Here is a 24,538-nt window from a genome sequence, read left to right on the forward strand (position 1 = left end):
AGTTAAAATAACAGGGGTTGGACTTTTTTAAAGTCTGACCCTTTTTTCATAGATCGTAAGGAACTGATTTAAGATAATGCCCCAGTTCCTGATAGGCATTGACCATTTTTTAGTGGCTTCCCTTGTAGCCAAATATACGGATTTCATCACTGCCTCATCTGTAGGGAAAGACAGTTTATTTTTGGTGTACTTCCTGATTTTTCCATTGAGGTTCTCGATAAGGTTCGTTGTATAAATGATCTTTCTTATTTCCAGGGGGAACTCAAAGAATACCGTAAGGTCTTCCCAGTTGTCCCTCCAGCTCTTAATAGCATAAGAATATTTACTTTCCCATAGCTCTGCAAAATCATTCAGGGCAGCTTTAGCAGCTTGCTGGTTAGGTGCATTGTAGATATGCTTCATATCTGCTGTAAAGGCTTTTTTGTCCTTCCATACCACATACCTGCAGGCGTTGCGTATTTGATGCACTACGCAGATTTGGGTTTTGGATTCAGGGAACACGTTCCTGATGGTATCGGTAAACCCGTTTAAGTTATCAGTAGCCGTGATAAGGATATCTTCGGTTCCCCTAGATTTTATATCGGTAAGGACACTCATCCAAAAGGCTGCAGATTCATTTTTACCCAGCCAAAGTCCCAATACTTCTTTCTTCCCATCTCTGCGAAGTCCTACTGCTATGTATATTGTCTTGTTGATCACCTTGGAGTTCTCACGGACTTTAAAGACGATCCCATCCATCCAAACAATAAGATATACGGGTTCTAAAGGACGGTTCTGCCAGGCCACGATATCCTCGGTGACCTTCTCGGTAATCCTGGAGATGGTAGAAGTGGAAACTTCAAAATTATAAACTTCTCTGATTTGTTCTTCGATATCGCTATTGCTCATTCCTTTGGCATAGAGCGATACGATAACATTTTCAATACCATCAACCATATTGCCCCGTTTGGGAACAATCATCGGATTAAAGGAAGCATTTCGGTCTCGGGGGACCTGGATCTGGGATTCCCCGAAAGAAGTGCGTACCTTTTTCTGGCCAAAACCATTGCGGGTATTGGGATTATCGGACTTTTGGCTCTTGTCATAGCCTAAATGACCATCCAATTCGCCTTCCAGCATTTTTTCAATGCCACGTTTCTGCAGTTGTTTTAAAAAGCCATTGAGCTCATCTCCACTTTTGAACTGCTTTAAAAATTCATCGTTAAATAAATCCTCTTTTTTCATACTGTGTAAAATTTAAAATTAGACAAAAAAATAACAGGGGTCGCGACCCCTGTTATTTTTCTATTTACACAGTTTATGAGATAGTCCTTTAAAAAGAGGTTGTTTGGAAGTATTTGTTTATCTGCAAGAAGCTTCGGGATTATTCATATTCTAACCTGGTAGCCCCTGAAACAAGTTCAGGGTAACGCAAGATCTTCCAAACAACCTCACTTATAGATACAACTAAAAACTATTCTTCAATTTCGGTTTTAAACATCCCTGTAATTCCTTTCAGACCTTCAACATCAAGATCGCCTTTTTCCAAAGATTTCATTAATTCCATTAATTTCTGCGGATTCATATCCTCACCTAAAACTCTTGCTACCCCTACTCCTTTTGTTTCGTCATAACCATAAACAATTATTTCATCAATTGCATCTTCATCACCGGTAAAATAAATCTCTGCTTTACGATCATTAGATCCATATTTCATTAGAAGCTGGTATTTTTCATCCTTTAAAATACTGGACAATTTTTCTTTTTCAGATTCATATTCTTCTTTACTTTCTTTTACCGGCAATGCCAGGACATTAATCTTTTTTACACTCTCTAAGGTTTCCCTCTGTTTCTCATCAAGATTCTCAGAATTAGTAAACATACTTGTAGGCACATCTAAAGCGATAAATTTATTATCCTGCTGATTCTCTACATAGTACTCCTGCAAACTTGGTTCATTTGCGCAAGATATAAATGCTAGAGTTCCAAGCGCTAAACTTAAAATTTTTATTGTTTTCATATTTGTTTTTTAAAGTTGATCTAAGATTTCTTTTCTACATTTTTAAGCTCTTCCGCCCCAGGTATTTTAAGATCAGAAGTTAAACGAGAAAGATGCGAAAGGTCTATTTGCCCGGTAATACTTAGAATGACTGAAATTGGCTCGCCTTCCTTTTCACCTTCCATAAACATAAAAAGCTCACTCACATAGTTATCACTTTTTCCGCTTTTTGAATAAAATCTAATGTTTTTACCCTCTTCTTTTACGCGCATGAGTTGATCTAATGAGTTTGAATTTAAATAAGTTTCAACATCTTTTTGCATCTCGCTCCTCACTGAAGCCTTAGTACTTGTAAACATCTTAATTTCATCAAGATTTTCAATAAGTTCCAGATACTCCTTTGCTTCAGGATTATCATCACTTAAATCAACTTTGGCAAGCATTTTAAACATTTTGCTGGTCATCACCATCGCATCAACATCTCTCATATTCTCATACTTGGCAAAAGACTGGGCCTGCGTTATTACTGGTAACAGACCAATTATAAATACTATTATTATCTTTTTCATTGTTATTCAGTTTTTAAAAAATTTATTCTTAGTATTATTAAATTCTTTTAAATAAACCAGGTCCTCTTTTCCCTCGTTCATTAATTCAGAAACCATTCTTAAGGTTTCCATACTTTTTTGTAATGCTTCTTCTTTATCCTGAATAGTGCCAAGATTAGAATCTTGCATAGCTATGGGTTCATTCTGAAATAAAAATAGACCTAATAATAAAACTACGCTGGCAGCAATAGCCGTCCAAAGATATTTCCCATTCTTTTTATCACCAGGTAGCTGTACTTCCCTTTCCATTTTTTGCCTCCTGGATTTTTCAGCATATCCAAAAATTAACCGGTAACTCATTAATTCTTGAGGCACTTCATTATGATTAAAATAATCTCGAAGTGCTTCTTCTTGCGCTAATGTTGTTTTACCGGCATCATATCGTTCCAATAATACTTTAACCGCTCGTAAGTCCATAGTTATGTTCGTTTGTTAATTTTTCTCTTATTTTTTTTCGGGCCCTGGATAATGCGACCCTAACTGCAGTGGGTTTCATTTTTGTAATTTCAATAATTTCGTCAAATTCCAGTTGCTCAATATCCCTAAGCTGAAAAACAATTTTTTGTTGCTCTGGTAATTCATTTACAATTATTTCTATATGGTGTAATTCATCCTTTAACTCCAGTTCCCTTTGAAGCGAAAGTGATTTATTTTCATAATTTTGATGAACAAGTCTTAAATTATTATTCTTTTTGGCTTTTAGCTCATCTAAACAGTAGTTTTTAGTACTCGTCATTGCAAAAGCCTCAATGTTGGTATAATCCTTGACACTATATTTCCTGTCCCATAATTTTAGGATCACTTCCTGGGTAGCATCTTCGGCTGCTTCTTTAGAAACCAGCAGTCGCAGTGCCAACCGGTACATTTTATCGCGTACCGGGTTTATTTTTTCCAGGAAGGCTTGTTGTCTCATATTTACTTGGCTTAATAACCTTCTTATCTATTAAACGATTAGCGGTAATATTTGTTACAATAGGATTTTGAATTTAAATTATTGTGGGTATTTTTAGCAATCTAAAACAAACTTAACACTTATGAAGATTAATAAATTAATTTTACTTCTATTCTTAACCACCGGAATATTCACCTCCTGCTCTACAGATGAAGATGATGAAAGATTTCCCGTTGCCCCAGGAGGAGAGAAGCCAAGCGAAACACCAAATTTGGAAATTGAAAATTACCTATATAATGCAATGGGTATATGGTATGTCTATGAAGCTGATGTACCAGAATTTAATGAAAATTATTTTGACTCTGAAGCTGATAAAGAAGAATGGTTAGCCAGCTTTAATTCTCCTGAAGATCTTTTTAATAACGGACTTAAAGTACCTGCGCCAAAAGACAGGTTCAGTTTTATTTTAGATGATTATACGGTTCTAGAAAATAATCAAAGTGGGATAAGTACTACAACGGGCATGGATTACGGTCTGGTAAGATATGGAGATAATGGCGTTATCGCTTATGTTCGTTATGTAATACCCGGAAGTCCAGCCGATAATGAAGGCGTTGAAAGAGGAATGCTTTTCACTGAAATTGATAGGGAAGCAATGACGCTGGATAATTATCAATCTCTTTTAAGAAGAAGTGGGTATGAAATAACAGTAGCTGAAATTAATGATAATATTATTAGAAATACCGATAAAATCATAGCGCTAAATAGAATAGAAATCACCGAAAATCCTGTTCTTTTATCTAAGGTTATAGAAGTAGATGGTGTAAATATTGGATACATCATGTATAATAGGTTTACAGCGGATTTTGACGATGAACTAAATGCTTCTTTTGGAGAATTAAAGGCTGAAGGTATAGACGAATTGGTATTAGACCTTAGATATAACGGAGGTGGTTCTGTAGAAAGTGCGGTAGATCTTTCCAGTATGATTACCGGGCAGTTTGAAGGAGAAATATTTTCTCAACAAACCTGGAACAATTTTTTACAGTCCCAATTTTCTGAAGATCTATTGGTAGACCGATTTAATGATGAAATCAGAACAGGTGAAATGATCAATAGCCTGAACCTTAGTAAGGTTTATATCATTGGCACAGGTTCTACCGCCTCGGCCAGCGAGTTGGTAATAAATGGTCTTGCTCCTTATATAGATGTAGTACAAGTTGGGGGAAATACTGTTGGTAAGTTTCAGGCTGCAGTAGCGCTGTATGATTCTCCTGCTCCTAATTTTAACAGACAAAACCGGAACCCAAACCATAAATATGTAATTCAGCCATTGGTTTACGAAGCTCAAAATGCTAATGGTGATGCTTATTCTGAAGAAGGTTTAACTCCTGATATTGAAGCGGAAGAAGATATTTTTAATTTAATGCCTTTAGGCGAGCCTGACGAAACACTACTTGCAGCGGCGTTAGCCGATATTACAGGGAATAGAATGGCTATCCCGGCGGTTTCTTACGATTCACGATTTACTAAAATTGGAGAGCGTGGAGATACCGATGTTAATTACCAAAGAATGTATATAGAAGAAATTCCTGAAGAAATCAGGAAGAAAGCTTCTGAAATGAAGAAGTAATTTTTGAAAAGCTTATAAAGAAAAAGCCCCGTTTCTTACCTGAAACGGGGCTTTTTTTTGCAAATTCAATTTAACAGAAAAACATTTATTTAATCATTAAAGTAGAATCCGTTTGGGCCAATTCCTCCCGAATCAAATTCTGCTGATAAATCACCATTCAAAGTATAAACTCTAATAGTTCCATTTGCCGTAAAGGAAGGGTGAGCTTCAGCCATATAAATATTTCCTTCCTCTACTTCAAAACCATAAACTGCATAACTTGAATCAACATTATAATCTAAAATAGGATCTTCTGCTGCTTCTAAATCATTTACTTCTATTCTATAAACTGCAGATCCTATCGTATAATAGATGATTTCGTCTTCAATATCCATTTTACCGGCATTACCTTCAGCAAATTCTATATAACTCACAATTTCAGCAGAAGCTATATCTATTTTCTCCAATTTAGAAGTACTTAAAGCATAAATGAAACCATCTTGAACATCAAAATCAGATAATCCGGTGTTAGTTTCATAAGTATTTTCAATAGAATTTGTGGTAGGATTTATAACGCTTATTTGGTTTCCTGTTCCGTAAGAAGCATTTTTTACATATAGCAATCCATCTTTCTCCATGATATATTCTGCGGTTGCGTTCATTACGATAGTTTCTTCCACTTCTAGAGTTTCTAAATTAATTACCGCCACAAAATCATCAGTATCCGTATCAAAAGAAGCTAAATTGGTTACATAAGCTTTTCCATTTTCAACTGCCCCGTACATTGGTATATTCAGGTTATTTTCTATTTTTCCAATCAGCTCAAAAGTATAGCGATCTACTACACTTATAAGGTTAGAGCCATTAGAGATTATAAAAGCATGTTCATCATTAAAGAAAATAGATTGCGTATAAAGTCCAACATCTTCTCCATTATTAACTGTTTGAAAAATTTCCTGTTCAATATTTTGAAGATCATTATTTACAAAACTAACATTACCTCCGCCAGAGCTTCCTTCATTAAGCACAAAAAAGCCGTCGGTATAAGTACCCTCAGGTTGTGGTTCAACAGGATCTACAATATCATCATCATTACTACACGAATTTAAAAACAAGCCACTTAAAATGGCCAGGCTTAAAAGTTTACTGATTCTTCTCATTGGTTAAAAATTAAGGTTTAGGTATATATTAAAATTTCTGCCGGGCATCCACCGGTCTTCTACACTTTGGTATGCTTCATCAAAAATATTATGCACTCGCGCGCCAACTTTATAGGTATTATTATTTCCAAAATCGTAGGCAATTCCAAGATTTGAAACTAAATAAGCATCCATATTATAGCGGGAATTATTATCAGATCGGGTAAAAACTTCGCCATTATATAAGAGTTGATAATCCAGGCTTAAATCTTTATACGAATAGGTAAGCGCTCCAGTAGCTTTATGAAACGGCACATAGATAAGCTGGTAGCCGTTATTCATATTTTCTGAAACGGTATAGGCATAAGTATTTGATGCACTAATTTCATGCCATTTAAATATTTCTTTTTGCCAGCTGGTAAGTATTTCTAAACCATAGGTTTCTACTTTTTCTTCATTCCTGGGGCGCCAAACGCCATTTTCTGAAGGTAACCAGCGTATCATATCATCTATTTGAATATAGTACCCGGTTAGGTTAAATTTAAAATCCCGATGATGAAAATGATTTCCTATTTCTACCTGGTTAGAAGTCTCAGGGCGTAAATCAAGATTTCCGGCCCCCGCCCAATAAAGATCATTGTAAGTAGGAATTCTAAAATTCCTGGAAGCATTTAACTTTAAACTATAGAAATCTGAAAAATCATAATTTGTCCCGGCTGAGAACAACAACGGACTCTTATAATTATCGGTAGCTTCTTTCCTTATTCCTAATTCATATTGAAATTTCTCAAACGGCCTATGTTTCATTAAAAGTGCAGTAGAAAAAATATTCCGAGTATTTTGCTCAATTCCAGAACCCGCACCATCGGTATAAGTATTGGTCAAAATAGAATTAAACTGTAGTGTATTTGATACTGAATATTTTAAATCGTATTTCCCAATAAAGGTTTGTGCTTCTCCAAAAGAATAATTTTCGGAAGCTATATTCTCGTAATATCGATAACTTTCATCCAAGTGCGCCAACCTGGCAACTGAAATAAAATCACCAAATTCACTCACCCATTCCAGTAAATTTCGAGTGTTAAAATCGCGGTATTTAGTCCGGTTTTCTGAAGGGCGAATCAGCGAAAAATGCCTTTCTCCATCAAAGATCTCGCTAAAAAATTTCAGCGTATTTTTTTCATTTAAAAGGTAAGCCACGCCAATATTTAGATTATTATTGTAAAATTCTCCGTTTTCATTAAACCGGCCTTCCACCGGCCATTCATAATCATTATCTGATGAATTTCGAGCCAGCGCAACACTTAAACTCCACTTTTTTCCTGAAGTTTTAATTTTATATTGCGCGTCCAGCGTATTAAAACTTCCGTATTGTAAGAAAAAATCCTGCTTTGTTTTTCCGCTAAAATCGAGATTGGTATTTAAGTGAATTGTACCACCAATCGCGCCGGTACCATATACAACGCTTCCACCCCCACCACGAACACTAATATTGTCAAATCCGCCGGCGTTTAGCGTATTGAAATCGGTTTGACCGTTAAACTGGGAATTGATATTTATTCCATTCCACAAAACTGCAGTCTGTGAGGCCGTAGTTCCTCGAAAAGATGGCGAAGAAACCATCCCCAGGCCATTTTCTTTAAAATAGATATTCGTATTGAAATTTAAGGCTGAAGTAAGCAGCGCCCCATTTTTCTTTAAAATTGAATCGTTAAGCACAGTCACCTGCTGTCCTGTAGAGAAATCTTTCAGCTTTACATCTGTCAAAAATACCTCGTCGAGCACGTTAACCGTGTCGGTTTGAGCAATGGTAGGCACGCTCAAAAGCAAGCCAAAAATTAGGATATAAAAATGCGTTTTTTTCATCTGCCCCTGACTTTTATCCCGAAAGTCTAAGAATTTATTGGTTATATTCTGGCAGGTCTCCTGGCTCGCGTCTTGTTGTTTACCTTCCCATGCCGATAGCTATAGGCACAGTGGTTTTTGAAGTGATAACAACAAGCATCCCAATCTAAAATTGGAACTTAGCTTACAGTTGCGGGAACAGCTCAGGCTTAATAAAGTTAGATGGTAGAGGTTTGAAATATGAAGTAAAAAAACTTCTAATTTCTAATCTCGTACTTATAACTTCTCCTGATTCCCTTTTAATCGGCGTGAAAAAACTCACATCCGAACCAAAAATTTCAATGCGAAATTAAACATTTATCTCAGTTGCAGCTATAAAATTCCAATTAATATTACTTTTGAAATTTCCTTTAATAAATATTCTATATAAAAATGTTCGTCATTTTGAACTTGTTTCAGAGCTTGCCCCGCAGTTTATTCGGGTGTTTAAAATTAGGATAAAGTCATATTAATTGAATTTCATTAAAACAAAAAGATGAAAACAAAGATTATAAAAACCCTTAATTTTTTAGTTTTACTTCTAGTACTTAGCGCTTGCAAAAACGACAAAAAAGAACAAAATACCGTTTCTGTACAGCCCGAAAATTCAGTTGAATTAAAACACGCTAATAATTTTACTATCAGGGAATTCAAAGATTTTTATATTCTGGAAATTGAGACGCCCTGGCCAGACGCCAAAGAAGGATTTACTTATCTCCTGGCAAAAGAAAATGCTCAAATTCCTTCTGATTTAGAGTACGATCAAAAAGTACAAATTCCGGTAAAAAAGATGGTGGTGACCTCTACTACCCATATTCCTGCCTTGGAAGCTTTAAAAGAAGAAAACAGTTTAATAGGCTTTCCCGGACTCGATTATATTTCTTCGGAAAAAACCAGGAAATTGATCAATTCAGGAGAAATTAAAGAATTAGGAAAAAATGAAAATATCAATACCGAAGTTCTTATCGACCTTGAACCAGATATAGTGATTGGTTTTGCAATAGACGGAAACAATAAAACCTTTGAAACCATCCAAAAAACCGGAATTCCCGTGATGTACAACGGCGACTGGACAGAGAAAACTCCATTAGGAAAAGCGGAATGGATCAAATTCTTCGGTGCGTTTTATGACAAATTGGAGGAAGCCGAAAACATTTTTAATCAAATAGAAACCGATTATACTGAAGCGAAAGAATTAGCCAAATCGGCTAAAGAAACACCGAAAGTCTTAAGCGGTGCGATGTATAAAGATCAATGGTATTTACCTTATGGCAATTCCTGGCAGGCACAATTTATAAGAGACGCGAATGCGAACTATATCTATGCAGATACAGAAGGAAACGGCAGTATGGCGCTATCTTTTGAAAATGTGCTGGATAAAGCTCAGGATGCCGATTTTTGGATAAGTGCTGGACAATACACTACTTACTCCCAACTTTTGGAAGAATCTGCGCATTACCAGCAATTTGAAGCAGTGGAGAACAAAAAAGTTTATAGTGTAAGTCTCACAAAAGGCGAAACCGGCGGTGTACTTTATTTTGAGCTTGGTCCACAGCGCCCAGATTTAGTACTTAAAGACCTTGTTTCTATTTTTCACCCCAACTTGCTTCCTGAATATGAAAACAGGTTTTTTAAGGCTTTAGAGGAATAATGTATGTTTGGTGTTCGCGTCATTGCGAGAACTGCGATAGCGGGACGTGACAATCTGTTGTGAGGTTTCAGTTGAATTTAGGATTAGGGTTAAAGATTTAAAAAAATATAAAACCTTATTATCTTAATGGAGATCAACTAAAATTCCATTATCGTTCTTCTTTAATTTTATCTCCTCATTTTATTTCAGATATTTACACAGAAATAAATCACCGGCCTTGCTGCAATCCCGAAAATATTTTATAATCCTTCTACTCCTATTTCTGGGAGTGATCTTTCTTGGCTTTTTAAATATTAGTTTAGGGTCTGTCAGCATTCCATTTAAAGATGTTGTTGCTTCCATCTTCAACCTGGAAGTTTCCAAAGAGACCTGGCGTTATATCATTGTAGAATATCGTTTGCCAAAAGCAATCACCGCAATAATAACCGGATCAGGTCTTGCCATTAGCGGACTCCTAATGCAAACTTTATTTCGCAATCCGCTGGCTGGGCCTTATGTTTTGGGTTTGAGTAGCGGTGCCAGTTTGGGCGTAGCTATTGTAATTATGGGAGCTTCGGTTTTTGGTGGCGGTTTTGCTGGAATGCTATTATCAAAATGGAGTTTGGTGATCGCTTCCAGTTTGGGGAGTTTATTGGTTCTCATTGCCGTAATGCTGGCATCACTAAGGCTTAGGGATACTATGGCAATTCTTATTATTGGTTTAATGTTCGCGAGTTTAACTGCTGCGGTAGTGAGCGTACTCTCATATTTTAGTCCGGCGGCGCAACTTCAGCAATACGTATTTTGGTCTTTTGGAAGCCTTGGAGACCTGGCCTGGAACGAAGTGGGGATTCTTTCAATGTTCTGGTTAGTTGGAATTATATTGGCAATTTCCTGTATAAAAAACCTAAACACCTTACTTCTAGGCGAACAATATGCAAAAAGTCTTGGCGTAAGTATTCAGAAAAACAGGATTATTATAATAATAGCCACAAGTTTACTGGCCGGCAGTATAACTGCTTTTGCAGGGCCAATAGCCTTTATTGGTTTAGCGGTTCCGCATTTAATTAGGCAGGTAATTCCCGTTAACAACCATAGTATTCTGGTGCCTGCTGTTATTTTAGGCGGTGCTGCATTGATGCTTATTTGCGATATTGCGGCACAAATACCCGGGCAGGAATACACTTTACCCATAAATGCCATAACTTCGTTAATTGGTGCACCCGTAGTCATTTGGCTTTTGGTGCGTAAACGTAAATTTTTATTCTGAAGTTGAGCTCAAACGAACCACATAGCATCCTGAAAACCGAAAATCTAGATATTGGTTACAGCACTAAAACCGAAAAAATTCTTATTGCTAAAACCATTAATATTGAAGTAAAAGAGGGCGAACTGGTTGCTGTAATTGGCGTAAACGGAGTTGGAAAATCTACATTTTTAAGAACCCTAAGCGGAGTTCAGGACGCACTAAATGGAAAAGTTTTAGTGAAAAATGAGCAAATTCAGCAGATAGATTCTTTAGAACTCGCTTCATTAATTAGCCTTGTTTTAACAGAACAACCTATTTCTAAAAATTTAAGTGTATTTGAACTCGTTGCCCTTGGCCGCCAACCTTATACCAATTGGATTGGCCGCCTAAGTAAAAACGATTTAAGACAGATCAAAAAATCACTGCAAAATGTAGGTATTGAAGAACTTCAAAATAAAAAATGTTACGAATTAAGCGATGGGCAATTACAAAAAGTATTAATTGCACGAGCAATTGCGCAGAATACGCCGCTGGTTATCTTAGATGAACCCACTACTCACCTGGATTTGTATCACAAGGCTTATGTTCTAAAATTGCTTAAAAAACTTACCCGAAAAACCAATAAAGCCATTGTTTTTGCATCGCATGAGATCAACCTTGCCATTCAGCTTTGCGATAAGATTATTTTAATGCAGAATCAGAAAGTAACAACGGGCTCTCCCAATGAACTTTTGAAATCAGGTGCATTTTCTACTGTTTTTCCTGAAGGTTTAATAGTTTTTGATAAAGCTTCAGCTTCATTTAAGATTAATCCTTAGTTATTTCCATCCAGAAAATATTTCAGCCCAAAACTAAAACTATTGGAATAGAAATTTTTAAGGGTAAAGAATTCTACCTGGGTATTAAAATGTAAGTATTTTGAGATAGGCCACAGCATATTTCCGCGATAGCGCTGAAATTCATCTGAAAAAGTATCTAAAAAATATCCTGCATCCAGGTTAAGCTTCCAAAGGTTCTTTTCATTTTCATATTGATAAGCAACACCTAAACCACCGTAAAATCTTTCATCTAAAGTCCAGTAAGGAAATCCATTGGGCCGGTTAGAATTACCCAGCAGCCCGGAGAATTCGGTATAAGGCATAAATTTAGCTCTTCTATTCAGCTTAAAATCCATCGCCAAACTTGTAAGCGCCTGGATATCCATCACATCTTCGTCATTATAATGATTACCTTCTACATAAAGAACCGCCTGGAATTTCTCTTTAAATTGAAGTTCTTCGTAAACATTTAATTGCGTTTGGTATATATCAAGAACATATGCTGGACCGGTTAAAGCTGGTTTTCTAAAAAACTGAAAGGAACTATACAGACTATCTTTAGCAATAGATGCCGATGCTTCTAAATGAAGATATGCTTTTCCAGCTTCGTTGAACTCGAGACGGGATCCAAAGCCAAAATTAAATTTCTCTATTCTTTCCCTGGTTTTAAATCTATAAACCAGGCCATATAACTGCATATCTTCATTATTCTCTAAATCCTCCCCCTGGAATGGAATAGGATACGCGTTATAACGGCTTAGCCCAAATTGATGCTGATTGTATTTCTTATCTCTAGTGCCATATACTGCTTCTAAACCAAAAGAGGTAGGATCAAACCTGTCGCTAATAATATTACTCCCAATTTGCACAAAATCTCCCTCAGTTATTCTTAGGTTCTGCTTGATTATAGAAGCAACTTCAGGATAAAAAAGTGAAGGATACTCGTTTAAAAGTAGCCTTTTTTGTTCGTTACCAAGATAAATAACGCTGTTATTCAACTGCCTTTGTAAACGATCTTTATTACTTGAGTCTGACAATTTTGAAGCAAATTCCCAGGCTTTAATCATTTCGCTACGGCCCAAATAATATTCTGCCATAAAAACCTGAATAGCTTCTTTTTCTTTAGGGTTATTTTTTTCAGAATACCCTGCATACAATCGCTCTACTTCAACAAAATTTTCTAATGCATAGAACCATTGCATGCGTTCTACAAGTGGAAAATCTGGACTACAGGAAGACCATTCCAATGCCTTTCTATAACTTCCCTGCCCGCCATAAGCATAGGCGATAGTAGGCGCCAAATGTTTAAATTCTTCTCTACAGGGCTCGATTTCCAATAATTTCTGAGCCGCTTTTTTATCATTATCAGCAAGCAGATATTCTATATAAAGCGGAAAATTCTTTTCCTTTAAAAATGCATATTCTCCAGTTTGTACCCGCCAATCATCTACAATGTCTTCAGTAATTTCTTCAGCGCATTTAGACCATAAAATAGCTTGCTCAAAATCTTTAGCATCGGCAAAAACCCAGGAAATAGTAGAAGCCGCAAGCCTGTAATCTTCCCGGCAGGGTTCTATATCTTTTACTAAATTGAAAGCCGCATCTGGATGTTTTTCATTGAGTAATAAAAAATAGCTAAAACGCTCCTCGTCCAGTTTGGTCTCCTCTATTAAATTCAATAATTCCTCTTTGCTTAGCTGAATTCCGGTATTATTTCCAAAGTAGCCAATAAAATTTTTCCTAAGTTGTATGTTTTCCGGCTGCAATTCTATTTGTCTAAGCATCCATCGCTTCCTGGTTTCCAAATCTGGATAATCGCTTTGGGAGGTGAATTCTAAAGAAAGATGCACGTAGACCGAATTCTTATTTTCATTATATTTTTTTTCAAGTAAAGGCCAGATTTGATTTTGCCGGTTTTTCCAACCTAAATACTGAAATAATTTCAACCAATCTTCACGCTCAAATTTATTGTTTTGAGTAATTTTAGATTTTAATTCATTTATTTCTTCATCAATATCTTCAAGATCTTCTGCCGGTTTGACCAACAAATAAGAGTCATAATTCTCTAATATTGAACTGCCAACATTTTTACTGAAATTTTCTTTGTATCGGGGCAGGCTAAGTTGTCTTTTTCGCGCTTTAATATTAATTAAAAAACCATCTAAATATGGAGTTTTAGTAAAGTCTAAATTATTATCCTTAAAATATTCTTCAATATCATCAATATGGTTTTCTGAAATATATGCAAACCAGTAATTCTCAGCATCATTTAATTTTTTGGTTTTAGCAGTAACTATAATATTATTTTCAGTTTCAGAAAAATTATATGAAATATCCCTCCAGTTCCTGGTGATTTTAGCTGCTTCACTAACTTTTAAAAACCGGATAAATGGAAAGGTAGTTTTTACTTTTTTAAGATATTTATCAAACCTTGGCAATAATCCTGGAGAACCATCTGGAGAAATTTTCCAACCGTAATTATTCTCATTCCTTAAATTATAATTGCCTGCGCTTAAAAGTGGTTCTTCCCCCGGAATTTGGTAAATATCATCGGGGTGTACAAAATGTGACCATATCCCGGTATAGAGATAAATGGACTGTTGATTAAACTCCCTTGTAGGCGTCATTGCAAAACCACTGGTAATTCTCGGGTAATTAAAAAAGTGATAATTATGTGGTTCAGGATCATATTCCCTGTCTCCTCCTTCTTCAAAATCACCAAGGTAGATACTGGCATTATATACAATATTAGGAATGTTTTCCTGCAGGGCCACAAAACCTGTACTATCTATTATATTAGATGGAGGCACGTAAGAAACCGGCAAATCACCATAATTTTTAGCAGCCCAACGCTTTTTAACGGCCTCCAGGCTTAATCCCATGTATTGTTTATTAGGCCACTCTTCCAGGGTGAGTGAAGCGTGATTATATCCATGCAGTGCAATTTCGTGATTAGAGTTTTTAAAACTCTTCATAAGTTGGTCTGCCGCATTACTTTCATTAGAACCTTGTAAAATAGATTGCTCCCACTCACTAAAGTTAAAAGGTGGCGTAGTGTGGTTTGCATAATCAAAACAAACATATGCAGAATATTGGATGTTGTACTTCTCGGCCAGTTCTCGCATATCATTCCACCAAACATCAGTATAAAATCGGGCCTGACTTAAATCTAATTCTGAAGCCACGGGTTCTAACTTCAAATTATAGAGTGGAGCCGGAAAATCGTCTAACATAATACTGGAAGCATTTGCTATGGGATAAGGTACACTTTCTAAACCTTGCAGAATAGCAGAAAAGAATAAACCACGCTCCTGCTTTTGTGAGTATTGTTCGGTATTAAACGTAATTACAGAACCATTTCCTAAATTATTCTTTATAATTAATGGATAATCTTCTTCAGAAATTGAAGTTGCTAAAACTTCAATTTCATCTTTAAAATTTGCCGTTGCCAATCCATAATGTTTGGTTTTGTTTTTATAAGGTTTTCCTTTTAAGGCCGGTAAAAAATTTGTTTTAAACTTAAAGCCCTGGGCTATAGTATCTATTTCATAATTGGCATCTTCTTTTACTCCTGCAAAAAATCCAAAATTCTTATTGGTGCCAACCGTAGGTATAAATATATGCCCTCCACTGGCAACGAAATTTAGGAGGAAATGCATTGAGGATTTATTTAAAGGAGCCATATCGTAAACTACTATTACTTTTACAGAAGTAGATATTTTTTGATTAGCGTTAAAATCATTTAAATTAATGGCCCCAAAGGGAATTTTAGCATAGTTAAGTGCCTTCTTTATATGATTTTTATTCCCGGATATCATTTCATTTCCTGGTTCAGTAATATAAAGAACCCAGGGCTCTTTGCTGTTTTCATCATATATTACCTTTGGGTTATTTTCTAATGCCTGTTGTTCCTTCTCATCCTTCTCACAAGCCAGTATTGTGAAAAAACATAAGGCCAGATAGCAAGCTTTTATAAGTTTTTCTGGTAATTTTATTTTCATCAATATAGTAATTCATTTACGTTACTGGAACCTGTTTTATTCACGATGCGGTAAACAGTTAAATCCTTATTTTTATAATAAGGCCCTATCTCCCTTCCTTTAGCTCTTAAAAGTTTAATGCGCTCCAGGGCTATTTCCTGTTGTTCTTTTCTAGATTCCAACTTTCCAGGATTATTATAAATAAACACAAATAAGGCCTGGGGTAAAATTACATTAGGATTACTGTTTAGGTATTGTACATCGTTTTTATACCTATTGTACTGCCTATCCCTTTCTATATAACTATTGTTGAAATAATTATAATCATAGTAATAATGGCTGTTTTTACTAAAACTGGAATATGGTGAAGCATTTACTACTGCGTAGGAGTAAGGTAGGTGCCTTGATTGAATTTTAGAATATGCTTCAAATATTAAATTTCTGGTTTTATTTGTTTCGAAATTTAAATTTGCTGTCTCAGGAAATGTATAAAATACCAGGGCTGCCATGACTATCGCGCCCATTCCTACTTCAATAGCAATTGCTTTCCTGCTTGCAAGGTTTATAAACGAAAGAAAATCAATAATTATATTTAGTACAATTCCGAAGAAAACCGGAAGGAATATACAAAGCACCTGACTTAGAATATCTAAATCTACAATCATTTCGTTAAGTTGGTAAACAACGAAAATTATATTTATGAAGCTAAGAAAAACGATACTTGCAAGCCATTTTCGAGGGTTTCTAATGTACTTATATATACAAATAATTAAGAAAACTATGCCTGTTACCTGATAGTAATGCATAAGCTGGTTAAACGGAAGTACTAAGTAAGGATTATAGGTATAACTTTCAAAAGAATAAAGATTAGAAAGTATAAATGCTGTAAAATCTTCAGCTTTTATATAGGCGGCAATTCCATAAATAATTCCTATTAAAATAACTGCTGTTAAATAAGCCCCTAATAACTGTAAACTTTGTTTAAAATTCTTTCGGATTTTAAACGAGGTCAAGATCAGTAAAAATGGTAGTACTAAAACTAGCCCTACAAAAAGATCTATTAAAAATATAGCGCTAAACAGAATTACCATCCAGGTAAATTTCAAATTTCGGCTAAATCGAAAGCTTTGCGGATAAATAGCGATAAACATTGTTGGTAAGGCAATAACCAAAGCTGTAAAAACCGATTTATGTTCTGCCAGCAACTCTATATTTATAGGTAGAAAAGCATAAAGTAGCGCGAAACTTAGCCCTGAAACGATCCCTGAAGAATGCTTTCTGGTAATCTTAAAAACCACCCAGTAAATTATTAAAGAAAGCAAGGCAGATTCTAATATCCCAAAAGATTGTAGAGCCTGGGCATAGGTAATATTGGTTATTTTCGCATAAAGATTGATAAGTAAATAATCTCCCATCATCTCCCCCGGCTGAAAAAACCATTTCCCAATAGAAATACCATTTATAAGTTCCAGTTTATTAAACCAACTGGAGGAAAGTGTAAAAATGTCATTTTGAAAAAGAGAATTTCTAGAAATATAAGTGATTACCGGTAGTAAAAATCCTATAACTAATTGCCAGTTCTTATGATATTGGGATAAACCCTGCTCCTTATTTTTATACTTAGGCTTAATAATATTGTCCTTGTCTAAAAATCGTTCTCTTTTTTCAAGCTTTATTGTACTATATAAAATAGTACGGCTATAAATTCTTTGTATTTGCTCTTTTAAAGGTTTACTAAAATCTAACCTCATAAAGGTTAGAATAATAAGCATTAATGCAATGCTTATTAGAACAAATAGATCGAAGGTATAGGTTAAAACCAGTACAAAGCTTCCTATTAAAACCGCAGAAAGGCCAAGAGTTATAGTAGGAATTAAAAAATTTAAGGCCGTAAGTGCCGATACCCTTGTAGAAATTACTCTATGAACAATTAGGGTTAAGGCAAATAAAAGGATTATCCTTAAAGGACCAGAAAGTAGGTAGGGCTCTAAAAACATAGTATTGATTAGTTTTTATCAGGTATCTTTTGCAATTCAATTTTCCCGACAAAATATGGCCACGAGGTCTCTGCCAATCTTTTTTTTATCTCTTCTTTTAATTTTGGGGTATCTGCATATTCAATTAAAACAACCGGTATTTTAAAATCGCTGTAAGCTTTATCAAGTTCAGATAATAAATTGGTAAAAACTTTTTCATCTCTTAGTTGATATTTTTTGTTATTAAAATTATAATCGGTGGCGATGCTTTCTTTTGCCACCGCCTCAATATATGGATGTGTATCTTTTAGAATAGAAATTCCTGCGTTTTGCATCAAATAAATATCAGGAAACGCAATTTCTATAACTTCTAAAAAGTCTAAAAGAGCGTTTTTCTTGTTAGGTGTGGGGCCAAATTCAGTATAATTATCAATATTATCCAGAAACATCCCATCCAATCCTTTATTCATATTATAATTGAAAATTCTAAGAAGGGTCTCTTTTGTTTCTTCATTTTCAATATCTAAAATATGGCTGTTCCATATTTCATTCTTTCCAAAGGTAAAATCTTTTAAATCTGGAAAATGAGCTGCAGCTTCATTAACTTCTCCAAGGCTCACATATCCTAAAACGATATTATTATTTTCCTTTAAAACAGCGATGTCCTCACTATCAAAATGGGCGCTTTCAATTACCAGAATCTCATAATCTGAAACCTCTCCCGGGTAAAAATCACCATAGGTAAAAAGTACCTGTTTATCTTGAGTAAGTTTTTGACCAACTGCCTGTAAACACGATAAACCAATTGTGGCTGCTATCATAAAAATTTTAGTAAGATGCATAATAGTAATAGTCTATATTTTTAAAGAACCTATAGGTTACCCTGGTAGTTAACATGGCAAATACAAAAGAACCCACCAGCATTCCCAGCACACTGTATTCATAAGCAAACCACCTACTTGCAAGGATACCAATAAACAAATTAACCAAAAAGGCTATAACTATAGCTACCAAAGGCTTTCTATGCTGCCCCAGGGTATAAAGATAAAGAACATTCAACATTCCCAAACTAAGAAATAAATAGCCTATACTACCCAAAATGCAAACTTTAATACTCAAAGGACTAAGAATTTCCTCAAACCCTCTCGAATATCCCCAGGGCTGTGTAATAATAAGGTATAAAAATATAGCAATTCCAATAGCGCTAACGCTAAATAACCGTAGATGTTTAAAATACATCCTTTTCATCTTATTATTAAAGGTATAATATTCAGAATATTTTACTTCCAATTGATGAAAATCCATATGTCTAATGTAGGAATGTATAGCATACTCCATTACCCCACCTAGTAGAAAGAAAATTAAGATTGCGAGATCCATACCAATTTCATAGTTTTTCTCATAGTAAACTACATAAGGAATCTCCCTGTTTAGTGTAGAAGACCAGGCTACTATTCTATCTAAGAAAACAAATAGAAAAATAAAGGTCCCATAAACGAAGTAATTAAAATTTCTATACAAAGAAAGCATCACTTTAGGCTTCTTTTTTACAACCACATTTTGCTTTAGTTTATATCTAAAAAACATATAAATATAACCTACAGATATAGCCGAAGCGATAAATATACCAATCCAATGCACAAAGTAAGGATGCAAATCTGTATAAAAATGTAATAAGAGTGCTACAACAGTTCCTATAAAAACACTCACTGAAAGCATCCATCTTTGCTTAAGAGCGTATAATGGTGCTAAAACAAGTAGTAAAAAACCAATTAAAAGGGCATAAGAAAAGCTTATTAGAACAAATAATGAACTATAGAGCGGAAAAATGAAATTAAGAAGCAGGGAAAGTGCAAAAAAGCCAACAATAGCTAATGTTCCATTTTGAATTATTCGCCTGGTGGAATGCCCTGCCATATGATAATCTTCATTATACCAGTAATAAGACACCTGTTTTCCTATCACCTGAATAAAACCACCACTTATCACAAATCCAAATATTACACCAAGTACCACTGCTGTAGATTGCAGATTATTAAATTTTGAATAGGTCCAAAGAGAAAATCCAAAAAGAATAATTGCGAAAACCTGCAGAAAAACCGGGAATAGATGAATAAGACCTGAACTATAATCTACCAAAAAGCGTTTGGTATTTTTGGTGGTAATATATTCGGTTAGTGCCAGCCTTTTGTAAGTTTTTGCCTCAGCAATACGTTGGTTGTTATTTTTAAGATTAGCGAGAGTGACCGCATCATAAGCTTTGTAAATGTATTTAGAAAGATGCATAATACTTTCAAAACCGTAATCTACTTTTACATCTGCCTCCCTAATCCCAAAGGATTCTATAGTAGCTGCTACTACATAAACATTTACCGGTTTACCGTTACGTTCTTTAACTGCAACTACAAGTTTTGCAATAGCTTTTATTTGATCTTTATTCATTCTTAAGAGAAATCTTCAACTTTAGCCATTTTAGACTTTGCTTTTTTGTCCTTCATCAAGTCGTTATAAGCTTCTTCATATTCATTTACGAAAGTATTTAAGGTAAAGTTTTGTAATACTTTCTCCCTTGCATTTATTCCCATAGATTTTCGTAAATCTCTATCTAATAAAAGTTTAGTCACCGCAGCTCCAATTCCTTCTGCATCTTTGGGTTTGCAGGTAAAACCGCAACTTTCATCTAATGCTTCTTTAACACCACCAACATCAGTAGAAACGACTGGAATTCCACAGCCCATAGATTCAATAACTGTATAAGGGAAACCTTCAGAAATAGAAGTTAAAATAGAAAGATCGCCTTCAAGAAAAATATTTTGAGGATCGCTTCTGGGGCCCATAAATTTAAAGTTCTCCAAGAGCTTAAGTTCCTGAATAAGTTCAAGACATTCTTTAGTGTATTCAGGCACGGCTTGATCATCACCATATACGAGAAATTGTACGTTAGGAATTGTTTCCTTTACAACCGCGCAAGACCTTATCATGGTTAAAATATCTTTTAACTCGAACACCCGGGCCACAGCCACAACCGTGGGAATATTTATAAGATGTGCCGGTTTAGGGCCGGGTTTAAAAACATTAGGATCAATACCGTTATAAATTATTTTAAACTTGGCAGGATTAGCACCATACCATCTTTCCCATTTTTGATTAAAGGTTGTTACCGAGATAATGACATCGGCTTTATAATATGCTAAACGGGCTATGCCTTCAGAAAATCGTATTAATAAACTTTTTAGGAAATATGGATATTCTGAATTGCTGATAGCCAATAGTCTTTCCCTAATGAAAACACCGTGTTCTGTAAGCATAATTTTACTTCCATACCTATAATTTGCAATAAGTGCAGGAATAACAGGAAAACCACTAAGCGTTAAATGAGTAACATCTACTTTTGGAATATTTACAATAGCTAAAGGTATTAAGAAACGGTAAATCCACCGTAAGCCTATGGTAATATCTATTAAAGAGGCATCTGGGTTACGCTCACCAATTATAAATTTCGCAAGAGTATCTCTATAAGTAATCCAAACCTGACTATTTCTTATGGTTTCTTTATAGTCGTAATCTTCAAAATATAACCATAGCTTGTAGAATATATCATCCAGCTCTTTAATCTCCCGGTCATCACTATAAATAAACTCCAATAAATCCTGAAATAGCGGTACAAATTTTTCACCTACTACCTTATCAGTTGTAAATTCTTTTTTCGCTACCGTTTTATAATATTCTTCGCCATAGCTAATATAGTCATAAGGTTCATCTGGAGTCCATAATGGTACTTGTATAACCTCACTAATATTCTTACTTAATTCATACCTGGGTTTATCTTCAAATGAAGCATTTATGGAATATAACTTGAAATTTATGTTATCTACCCTATTGCACAGGTGATGCGCCCAGGTAGACACACCCCCACCATTATAAGGATAAGTGCCCTCTAAAATAAGCATTACCGATGGTTTCGCCATTTAAATCTCTTTTTGCCAAAAATATGTTAAATATAAAGTACTACACAATTTAAAAATCATAAAATTAAAGCGTTAGGCTTAATTTCTTTAAATCAGATTCAAATACTATTTCAGTAAATTCAAGGTGAAATAAGATCAAAAAATCACGAATATTATTATTAATATCTTAAAATTCTAAAAAAGCGTCTTTTTAAATACTTTATCTTTGTTACTAAATAAAAAAATTCATTTTTAGATTTAATTAAAATCACATATCAACGTTATGTTATATAAAATTTTATGAAGTTTTTAAATATAAGCAGCGTGTTAATCTATTGTTTTTTGGTTTCATGTCAAAATTACACAGCACAAGAATCTAATTTAAATATAGATTACCGTGAGGAGATGCGAAATTTTGTTATGGAAATAAGTTCAAGAGCTAAGGAGAAAAATCCAGATTTTAGTGTTATTCCACAAAATGGGGTGGAGCTTTTGCTTAAAGATAATAATAAAGTAGAAATCCCCGCCTTAAAGTATTTAGATGCCATAGATGCCGTAGCGCAGGAAGACTTATTCTTTGGGTATCCTAAAATAAATAAGCCTACGCCAAAATCGGCTAATCTATATTTAAAGAAATACCTTAATGTCGCCAAAAAAAATAATAAAGAAGTGCTGGTCATCGACTATTGTTCTTCCTCAAAACTAATCGAAAAATCTTATGCCCTAAATAAAGAAAATGACTTTGTTTCTTTCGCTGCCACAAGTAGAGAGTTAGATAAATTACCGGGCTATAAAATTAGAAATGAAAATAAGCTAGATATAACCGCGCTTTCTCAAGCTAAAAACTTCCTATACCTGCTAAATTATTCAGCCTTTCCAACCAAAGAAGAACTTATCGCAGAACTTGCTTTTACCAACTATGATCTTTTAATACTGGATCTTTATTTTCAAGATGGTTCCTTTACTCCAGAAGATCTAAAAAAATTGAAGAAGAAAGAAAATGGAGGTGAACGGCTCGTAGTCTCCTATATGTCTATTGGAGAAGCCGAAGATTACCGTTATTACTGGCAGGAAAACTGGAGTTTAAAAAATCAGGAATGGCTTGTTGAAGAAAATCCTAACTGGAAAGGAAACTTTAAAGTTAAATACTGGAATAAAGACTGGAAAAATGTTATTTACGGAAATGAAAATGCTTATCTCACCAAAATAATCGATGCTGGTTTTGACGGAGTTTATCTCGATATTATAGACGGCTACCAGTATTTTGAAGCCCAGAAATAATATTTAATTCTATACTAATCTAAGACCGAAATTCTTAAACAATTCCGGCAAATAAGTATCTTTGGGAAAACTCCATTTTCTCAATGAACGATTATTTACTCTTCGCCTTAATTTTTGTCGCACTCTTACTCGGCCTTTACTTCGGAAAACTAATTTCAGGATTGAAAAGTAAAAATAAAGAAGCCATTCTTGAAGAAAAGAATAATCAACTATCACTTCAGGTTGATGAGTTTAAAAATCAGATAAATAGCAATTTAGAAAATTACAAAACTGAATTGGTAGATTACAAAAACACGTTCCAGGTACACACTGAAAAACTCGAAAAAGAACGCGAAGAAATTCGAAGAGAAAAAGATTTTTTAAATACAGAGCTCACCCGTCGTAATGCCGAATTTGAAAATTTAGAGCAAAGAAATATAGAACAAAAAGCCGAAGTTGAACAACTTCAGGAGAAATTCGAGAAAGAATTTGAAAACCTCGCCAATAAAATTTTAGAGCAAAAATCTGAGAAATTCACCCTTCAGAATAAAGAAAATATTCAGAATATTCTAAACCCCTTGCAGGAAAAAATCCTTCATTTTGAAAAACGAATCGAAGAAGGAAATAAAGAAAGTATAGATCGCCACGCAATGTTGCGACAACAAATTATTGGTTTAAAAGAGCTTAACGAGCAAATGAGCAAGGAAGCCACCAATCTCACCAAAGCCCTTAAAGGTGATACCAAAACGCAGGGAAATTGGGGCGAAATGATCCTGGAACGGGTTTTGGAACGCAGCGGACTTCAAAAAGGCAGTGAATATTCAGTTCAACAAAGTTTTACCAATGCCGACGGGAAACGGGTTTTACCCGATGTGGTAATTAATCTCCCCGGCGATAAAAAAATGATCGTAGATTCTAAAGTTTCGCTAAACGCCTACGAACGCTACAGCAATGAAACAGATGAGCAGGATAGAAAACAACATTTAAAAAATCACCTTACCGCTATTCGAAACCGGGTAAGTGAATTGGGTAATAAAAATTACCACCAATTATACGAGATGGAAAGTCCCGACTTCGTTTTGCTTTTCATACCCATTGAAGCTGCGTTTGCTGTCGCTTCCAACGAATATCCGGGACTGTATGCTGAAGCTTTTGACAAAAATATTATTATCGTTACACCTACTACCCTGCTCGCTGTGCTCAAGACCATAGATAGTATGTGGCAAAACGAAAAGCAAAAACAAAACGCTATTGCCATCGCAACCCAGGCCGGCGCTTTATATGATTCTTTTACTGCTTTAACCGAAGAGCTCACAAAAATTGGCAGGCAGTTGGGAACGGTCCAAAATTCTTATGATGGCGCGATGAAAAAACTAACCGGAAAAGGAAATTTGCTGCGCCGCGTAGAAAAACTCAAAAAACTGGGTGCAAAAGCCAGTAAACAAATAGATCCTAAGATGCTATCGGCTATGGATGAGGAAGAAATTGAAGAAAATCATGAAAATTAACCCCTCTCCTGCAAGATTTTGAAAACCTTGTAGGTTGGTGATTATTATGCATTCAAG

General features: G+C 35.0%; 18 protein-coding genes and 1 riboswitch. Of the genes, 6 read left to right on the top strand and 12 right to left on the bottom strand.

Annotated elements, in window-relative coordinates:
• Positions 1-27: 27 nt before the first annotated feature.
• The 5 genes from FG27_RS01485 to FG27_RS01505 all read right to left on the bottom strand — a co-directional run bounded on the left by FG27_RS01485 (position 28) and on the right by FG27_RS01505 (position 3,499).
• Positions 28-1,224, bottom strand: a complete 1,197-nt coding sequence (locus FG27_RS01485) for an IS256 family transposase (RefSeq protein WP_037314553.1) — start codon at positions 1,222-1,224, stop codon at positions 28-30.
• A gap of 229 nt (positions 1,225-1,453) precedes the next feature.
• The gene (locus tag FG27_RS01490; RefSeq protein WP_037314556.1) at positions 1,454-1,999 is read right to left on the bottom strand and encodes a DUF4252 domain-containing protein; all 546 of its coding nucleotides are present in this window, start codon (positions 1,997-1,999) and stop codon (positions 1,454-1,456) included.
• A gap of 20 nt (positions 2,000-2,019) precedes the next feature.
• Positions 2,020-2,547 (bottom strand): DUF4252 domain-containing protein, encoded by a 528-nt coding sequence (locus tag FG27_RS01495; RefSeq protein WP_037314559.1) that lies wholly within the window; start codon positions 2,545-2,547, stop codon positions 2,020-2,022.
• Positions 2,548-2,553: 6 nt separating this feature from the next.
• On the bottom strand, positions 2,554-3,003 hold the full coding sequence (locus FG27_RS01500) for a hypothetical protein (protein ID WP_156101178.1): 450 nt from the start codon (positions 3,001-3,003) through the stop codon (positions 2,554-2,556).
• Positions 2,984-3,499, bottom strand: coding sequence for an RNA polymerase sigma factor (locus FG27_RS01505; RefSeq protein ID WP_037314565.1), 516 nt, complete (start codon positions 3,497-3,499; stop codon positions 2,984-2,986). Before FG27_RS01505 ends, FG27_RS01500 begins: the two co-directional genes overlap by 20 nt.
• 121 nt (positions 3,500-3,620) lie before the next feature.
• On the opposite strand from FG27_RS01505, the gene FG27_RS01510 reads away from it, so the two are divergent.
• Positions 3,621-5,111, top strand: coding sequence for a S41 family peptidase (locus FG27_RS01510; protein WP_037314567.1), 1,491 nt, complete (start codon positions 3,621-3,623; stop codon positions 5,109-5,111).
• 89 nt (positions 5,112-5,200) lie between these two features.
• Here FG27_RS01510 and FG27_RS01515 read toward each other — a convergent pair whose 3' ends face one another.
• On the bottom strand, positions 5,201-6,250 hold the full coding sequence (locus FG27_RS01515) for a YncE family protein (protein ID WP_037314570.1): 1,050 nt from the start codon (positions 6,248-6,250) through the stop codon (positions 5,201-5,203).
• A 3-nt stretch (positions 6,251-6,253) separates the two neighbouring features.
• Complete coding sequence (locus FG27_RS01520) at positions 6,254-8,095, bottom strand: TonB-dependent siderophore receptor (protein ID WP_037314573.1); 1,842 nt, start codon at positions 8,093-8,095, stop codon at positions 6,254-6,256.
• A gap of 32 nt (positions 8,096-8,127) precedes the next feature.
• Positions 8,128-8,423: riboswitch (cobalamin riboswitch) on the bottom strand.
• A gap of 186 nt (positions 8,424-8,609) precedes the next feature.
• Between FG27_RS01520 and FG27_RS01525 the strand changes: the two genes are divergently transcribed.
• The 3 genes from FG27_RS01525 to FG27_RS01535 all read left to right on the top strand — a co-directional run bounded on the left by FG27_RS01525 (position 8,610) and on the right by FG27_RS01535 (position 11,810).
• Positions 8,610-9,764: an ABC transporter substrate-binding protein gene (locus FG27_RS01525; protein WP_051935727.1), complete on the top strand. Its 1,155-nt coding sequence runs from the start codon at positions 8,610-8,612 to the stop codon at positions 9,762-9,764.
• A 217-nt stretch (positions 9,765-9,981) separates the two neighbouring features.
• Positions 9,982-11,013: an iron ABC transporter permease gene (locus FG27_RS01530; protein WP_037314576.1), complete on the top strand. Its 1,032-nt coding sequence runs from the start codon at positions 9,982-9,984 to the stop codon at positions 11,011-11,013.
• A 2-nt stretch (positions 11,014-11,015) separates the two neighbouring features.
• Positions 11,016-11,810: an ABC transporter ATP-binding protein gene (locus tag FG27_RS01535; RefSeq protein ID WP_037314579.1), complete on the top strand. Its 795-nt coding sequence runs from the start codon at positions 11,016-11,018 to the stop codon at positions 11,808-11,810.
• On the opposite strand, the gene FG27_RS01540 is transcribed toward FG27_RS01535, so the two are convergent.
• From FG27_RS01540 to pelF, 5 genes are read right to left on the bottom strand one after another with little or no spacing between them, the layout of a single operon-like run.
• Positions 11,807-15,811 carry a DUF2194 domain-containing protein gene (locus tag FG27_RS01540; protein ID WP_037314582.1) on the bottom strand — a complete coding sequence of 1,335 codons (4,005 nt, stop codon included), beginning with the start codon at positions 15,809-15,811 and terminating at the stop codon, positions 11,807-11,809. The genes FG27_RS01535 and FG27_RS01540 overlap by 4 nt on opposite strands.
• Complete coding sequence (locus tag FG27_RS01545; protein ID WP_037314585.1) at positions 15,811-17,787, bottom strand: hypothetical protein; 1,977 nt, start codon at positions 17,785-17,787, stop codon at positions 15,811-15,813. The genes FG27_RS01540 and FG27_RS01545 overlap by 1 nt, the downstream gene beginning before the upstream one ends.
• An 8-nt stretch (positions 17,788-17,795) precedes the next feature.
• Complete coding sequence (locus tag FG27_RS01550) at positions 17,796-18,587, bottom strand: endo alpha-1,4 polygalactosaminidase (protein ID WP_197051652.1); 792 nt, start codon at positions 18,585-18,587, stop codon at positions 17,796-17,798.
• 7 nt (positions 18,588-18,594) lie between these two features.
• On the bottom strand, positions 18,595-20,208 hold the full coding sequence (locus FG27_RS01555) for an exopolysaccharide Pel transporter PelG (protein WP_037314590.1): 1,614 nt from the start codon (positions 20,206-20,208) through the stop codon (positions 18,595-18,597).
• Positions 20,209-20,210: 2 nt separating this feature from the next.
• Positions 20,211-21,734, bottom strand: coding sequence for a GT4 family glycosyltransferase PelF (gene pelF, locus FG27_RS01560; protein ID WP_037314593.1), 1,524 nt, complete (start codon positions 21,732-21,734; stop codon positions 20,211-20,213).
• Positions 21,735-22,013: 279 nt separating this feature from the next.
• On the opposite strand from pelF, the gene FG27_RS01565 reads away from it, so the two are divergent.
• Both FG27_RS01565 and rmuC read left to right on the top strand, forming a co-directional pair.
• Positions 22,014-22,994: an endo alpha-1,4 polygalactosaminidase gene (locus FG27_RS01565; RefSeq protein ID WP_037314596.1), complete on the top strand. Its 981-nt coding sequence runs from the start codon at positions 22,014-22,016 to the stop codon at positions 22,992-22,994.
• Positions 22,995-23,077: 83 nt separating this feature from the next.
• Positions 23,078-24,481 carry a DNA recombination protein RmuC gene (gene rmuC, locus FG27_RS01570; protein WP_037314599.1) on the top strand — a complete coding sequence of 468 codons (1,404 nt, stop codon included), beginning with the start codon at positions 23,078-23,080 and terminating at the stop codon, positions 24,479-24,481.
• The last annotated feature ends 57 nt before the right edge of the window (positions 24,482-24,538 follow it).

The sequence above is a fragment of the Salegentibacter sp. Hel_I_6 genome, from assembly GCF_000745315.1.
Taxonomy (GTDB): Bacteria; Bacteroidota; Bacteroidia; order Flavobacteriales; family Flavobacteriaceae; genus Salegentibacter.

Excerpts from the sequence above, each read along its gene's own strand:
- FG27_RS01485 (WP_037314553.1), bottom strand. The coding sequence starts at position 1,224 with ATGAAAAAAGAGGATTTATTTAACGATGAATTTTTAAAGCAGTTCAAA.
- FG27_RS01490 (WP_037314556.1), bottom strand. The coding sequence starts at position 1,999 with ATGAAAACAATAAAAATTTTAAGTTTAGCGCTTGGAACTCTAGCATTT.
- FG27_RS01495 (WP_037314559.1), bottom strand. The coding sequence starts at position 2,547 with ATGAAAAAGATAATAATAGTATTTATAATTGGTCTGTTACCAGTAATA.
- FG27_RS01500 (WP_156101178.1), bottom strand. The coding sequence starts at position 3,003 with ATGGACTTACGAGCGGTTAAAGTATTATTGGAACGATATGATGCCGGT.
- FG27_RS01505 (WP_037314565.1), bottom strand. The coding sequence starts at position 3,499 with ATGAGACAACAAGCCTTCCTGGAAAAAATAAACCCGGTACGCGATAAA.
- FG27_RS01510 (WP_037314567.1), top strand. The coding sequence starts at position 3,621 with ATGAAGATTAATAAATTAATTTTACTTCTATTCTTAACCACCGGAATA.
- FG27_RS01515 (WP_037314570.1), bottom strand. The coding sequence starts at position 6,250 with ATGAGAAGAATCAGTAAACTTTTAAGCCTGGCCATTTTAAGTGGCTTG.
- FG27_RS01520 (WP_037314573.1), bottom strand. The coding sequence starts at position 8,095 with ATGAAAAAAACGCATTTTTATATCCTAATTTTTGGCTTGCTTTTGAGC.
- FG27_RS01525 (WP_051935727.1), top strand. The coding sequence starts at position 8,610 with ATGAAAACAAAGATTATAAAAACCCTTAATTTTTTAGTTTTACTTCTA.
- FG27_RS01540 (WP_037314582.1), bottom strand. The coding sequence starts at position 15,811 with ATGAAAATAAAATTACCAGAAAAACTTATAAAAGCTTGCTATCTGGCC.
- FG27_RS01545 (WP_037314585.1), bottom strand. The coding sequence starts at position 17,787 with ATGTTTTTAGAGCCCTACCTACTTTCTGGTCCTTTAAGGATAATCCTT.
- FG27_RS01550 (WP_197051652.1), bottom strand. The coding sequence starts at position 18,587 with ATGATAGCAGCCACAATTGGTTTATCGTGTTTACAGGCAGTTGGTCAA.
- FG27_RS01555 (WP_037314590.1), bottom strand. The coding sequence starts at position 20,208 with ATGAATAAAGATCAAATAAAAGCTATTGCAAAACTTGTAGTTGCAGTT.
- pelF (WP_037314593.1), bottom strand. The coding sequence starts at position 21,734 with ATGGCGAAACCATCGGTAATGCTTATTTTAGAGGGCACTTATCCTTAT.
- FG27_RS01565 (WP_037314596.1), top strand. The coding sequence starts at position 22,014 with ATGAAGTTTTTAAATATAAGCAGCGTGTTAATCTATTGTTTTTTGGTT.
- rmuC (WP_037314599.1), top strand. The coding sequence starts at position 23,078 with ATGAACGATTATTTACTCTTCGCCTTAATTTTTGTCGCACTCTTACTC.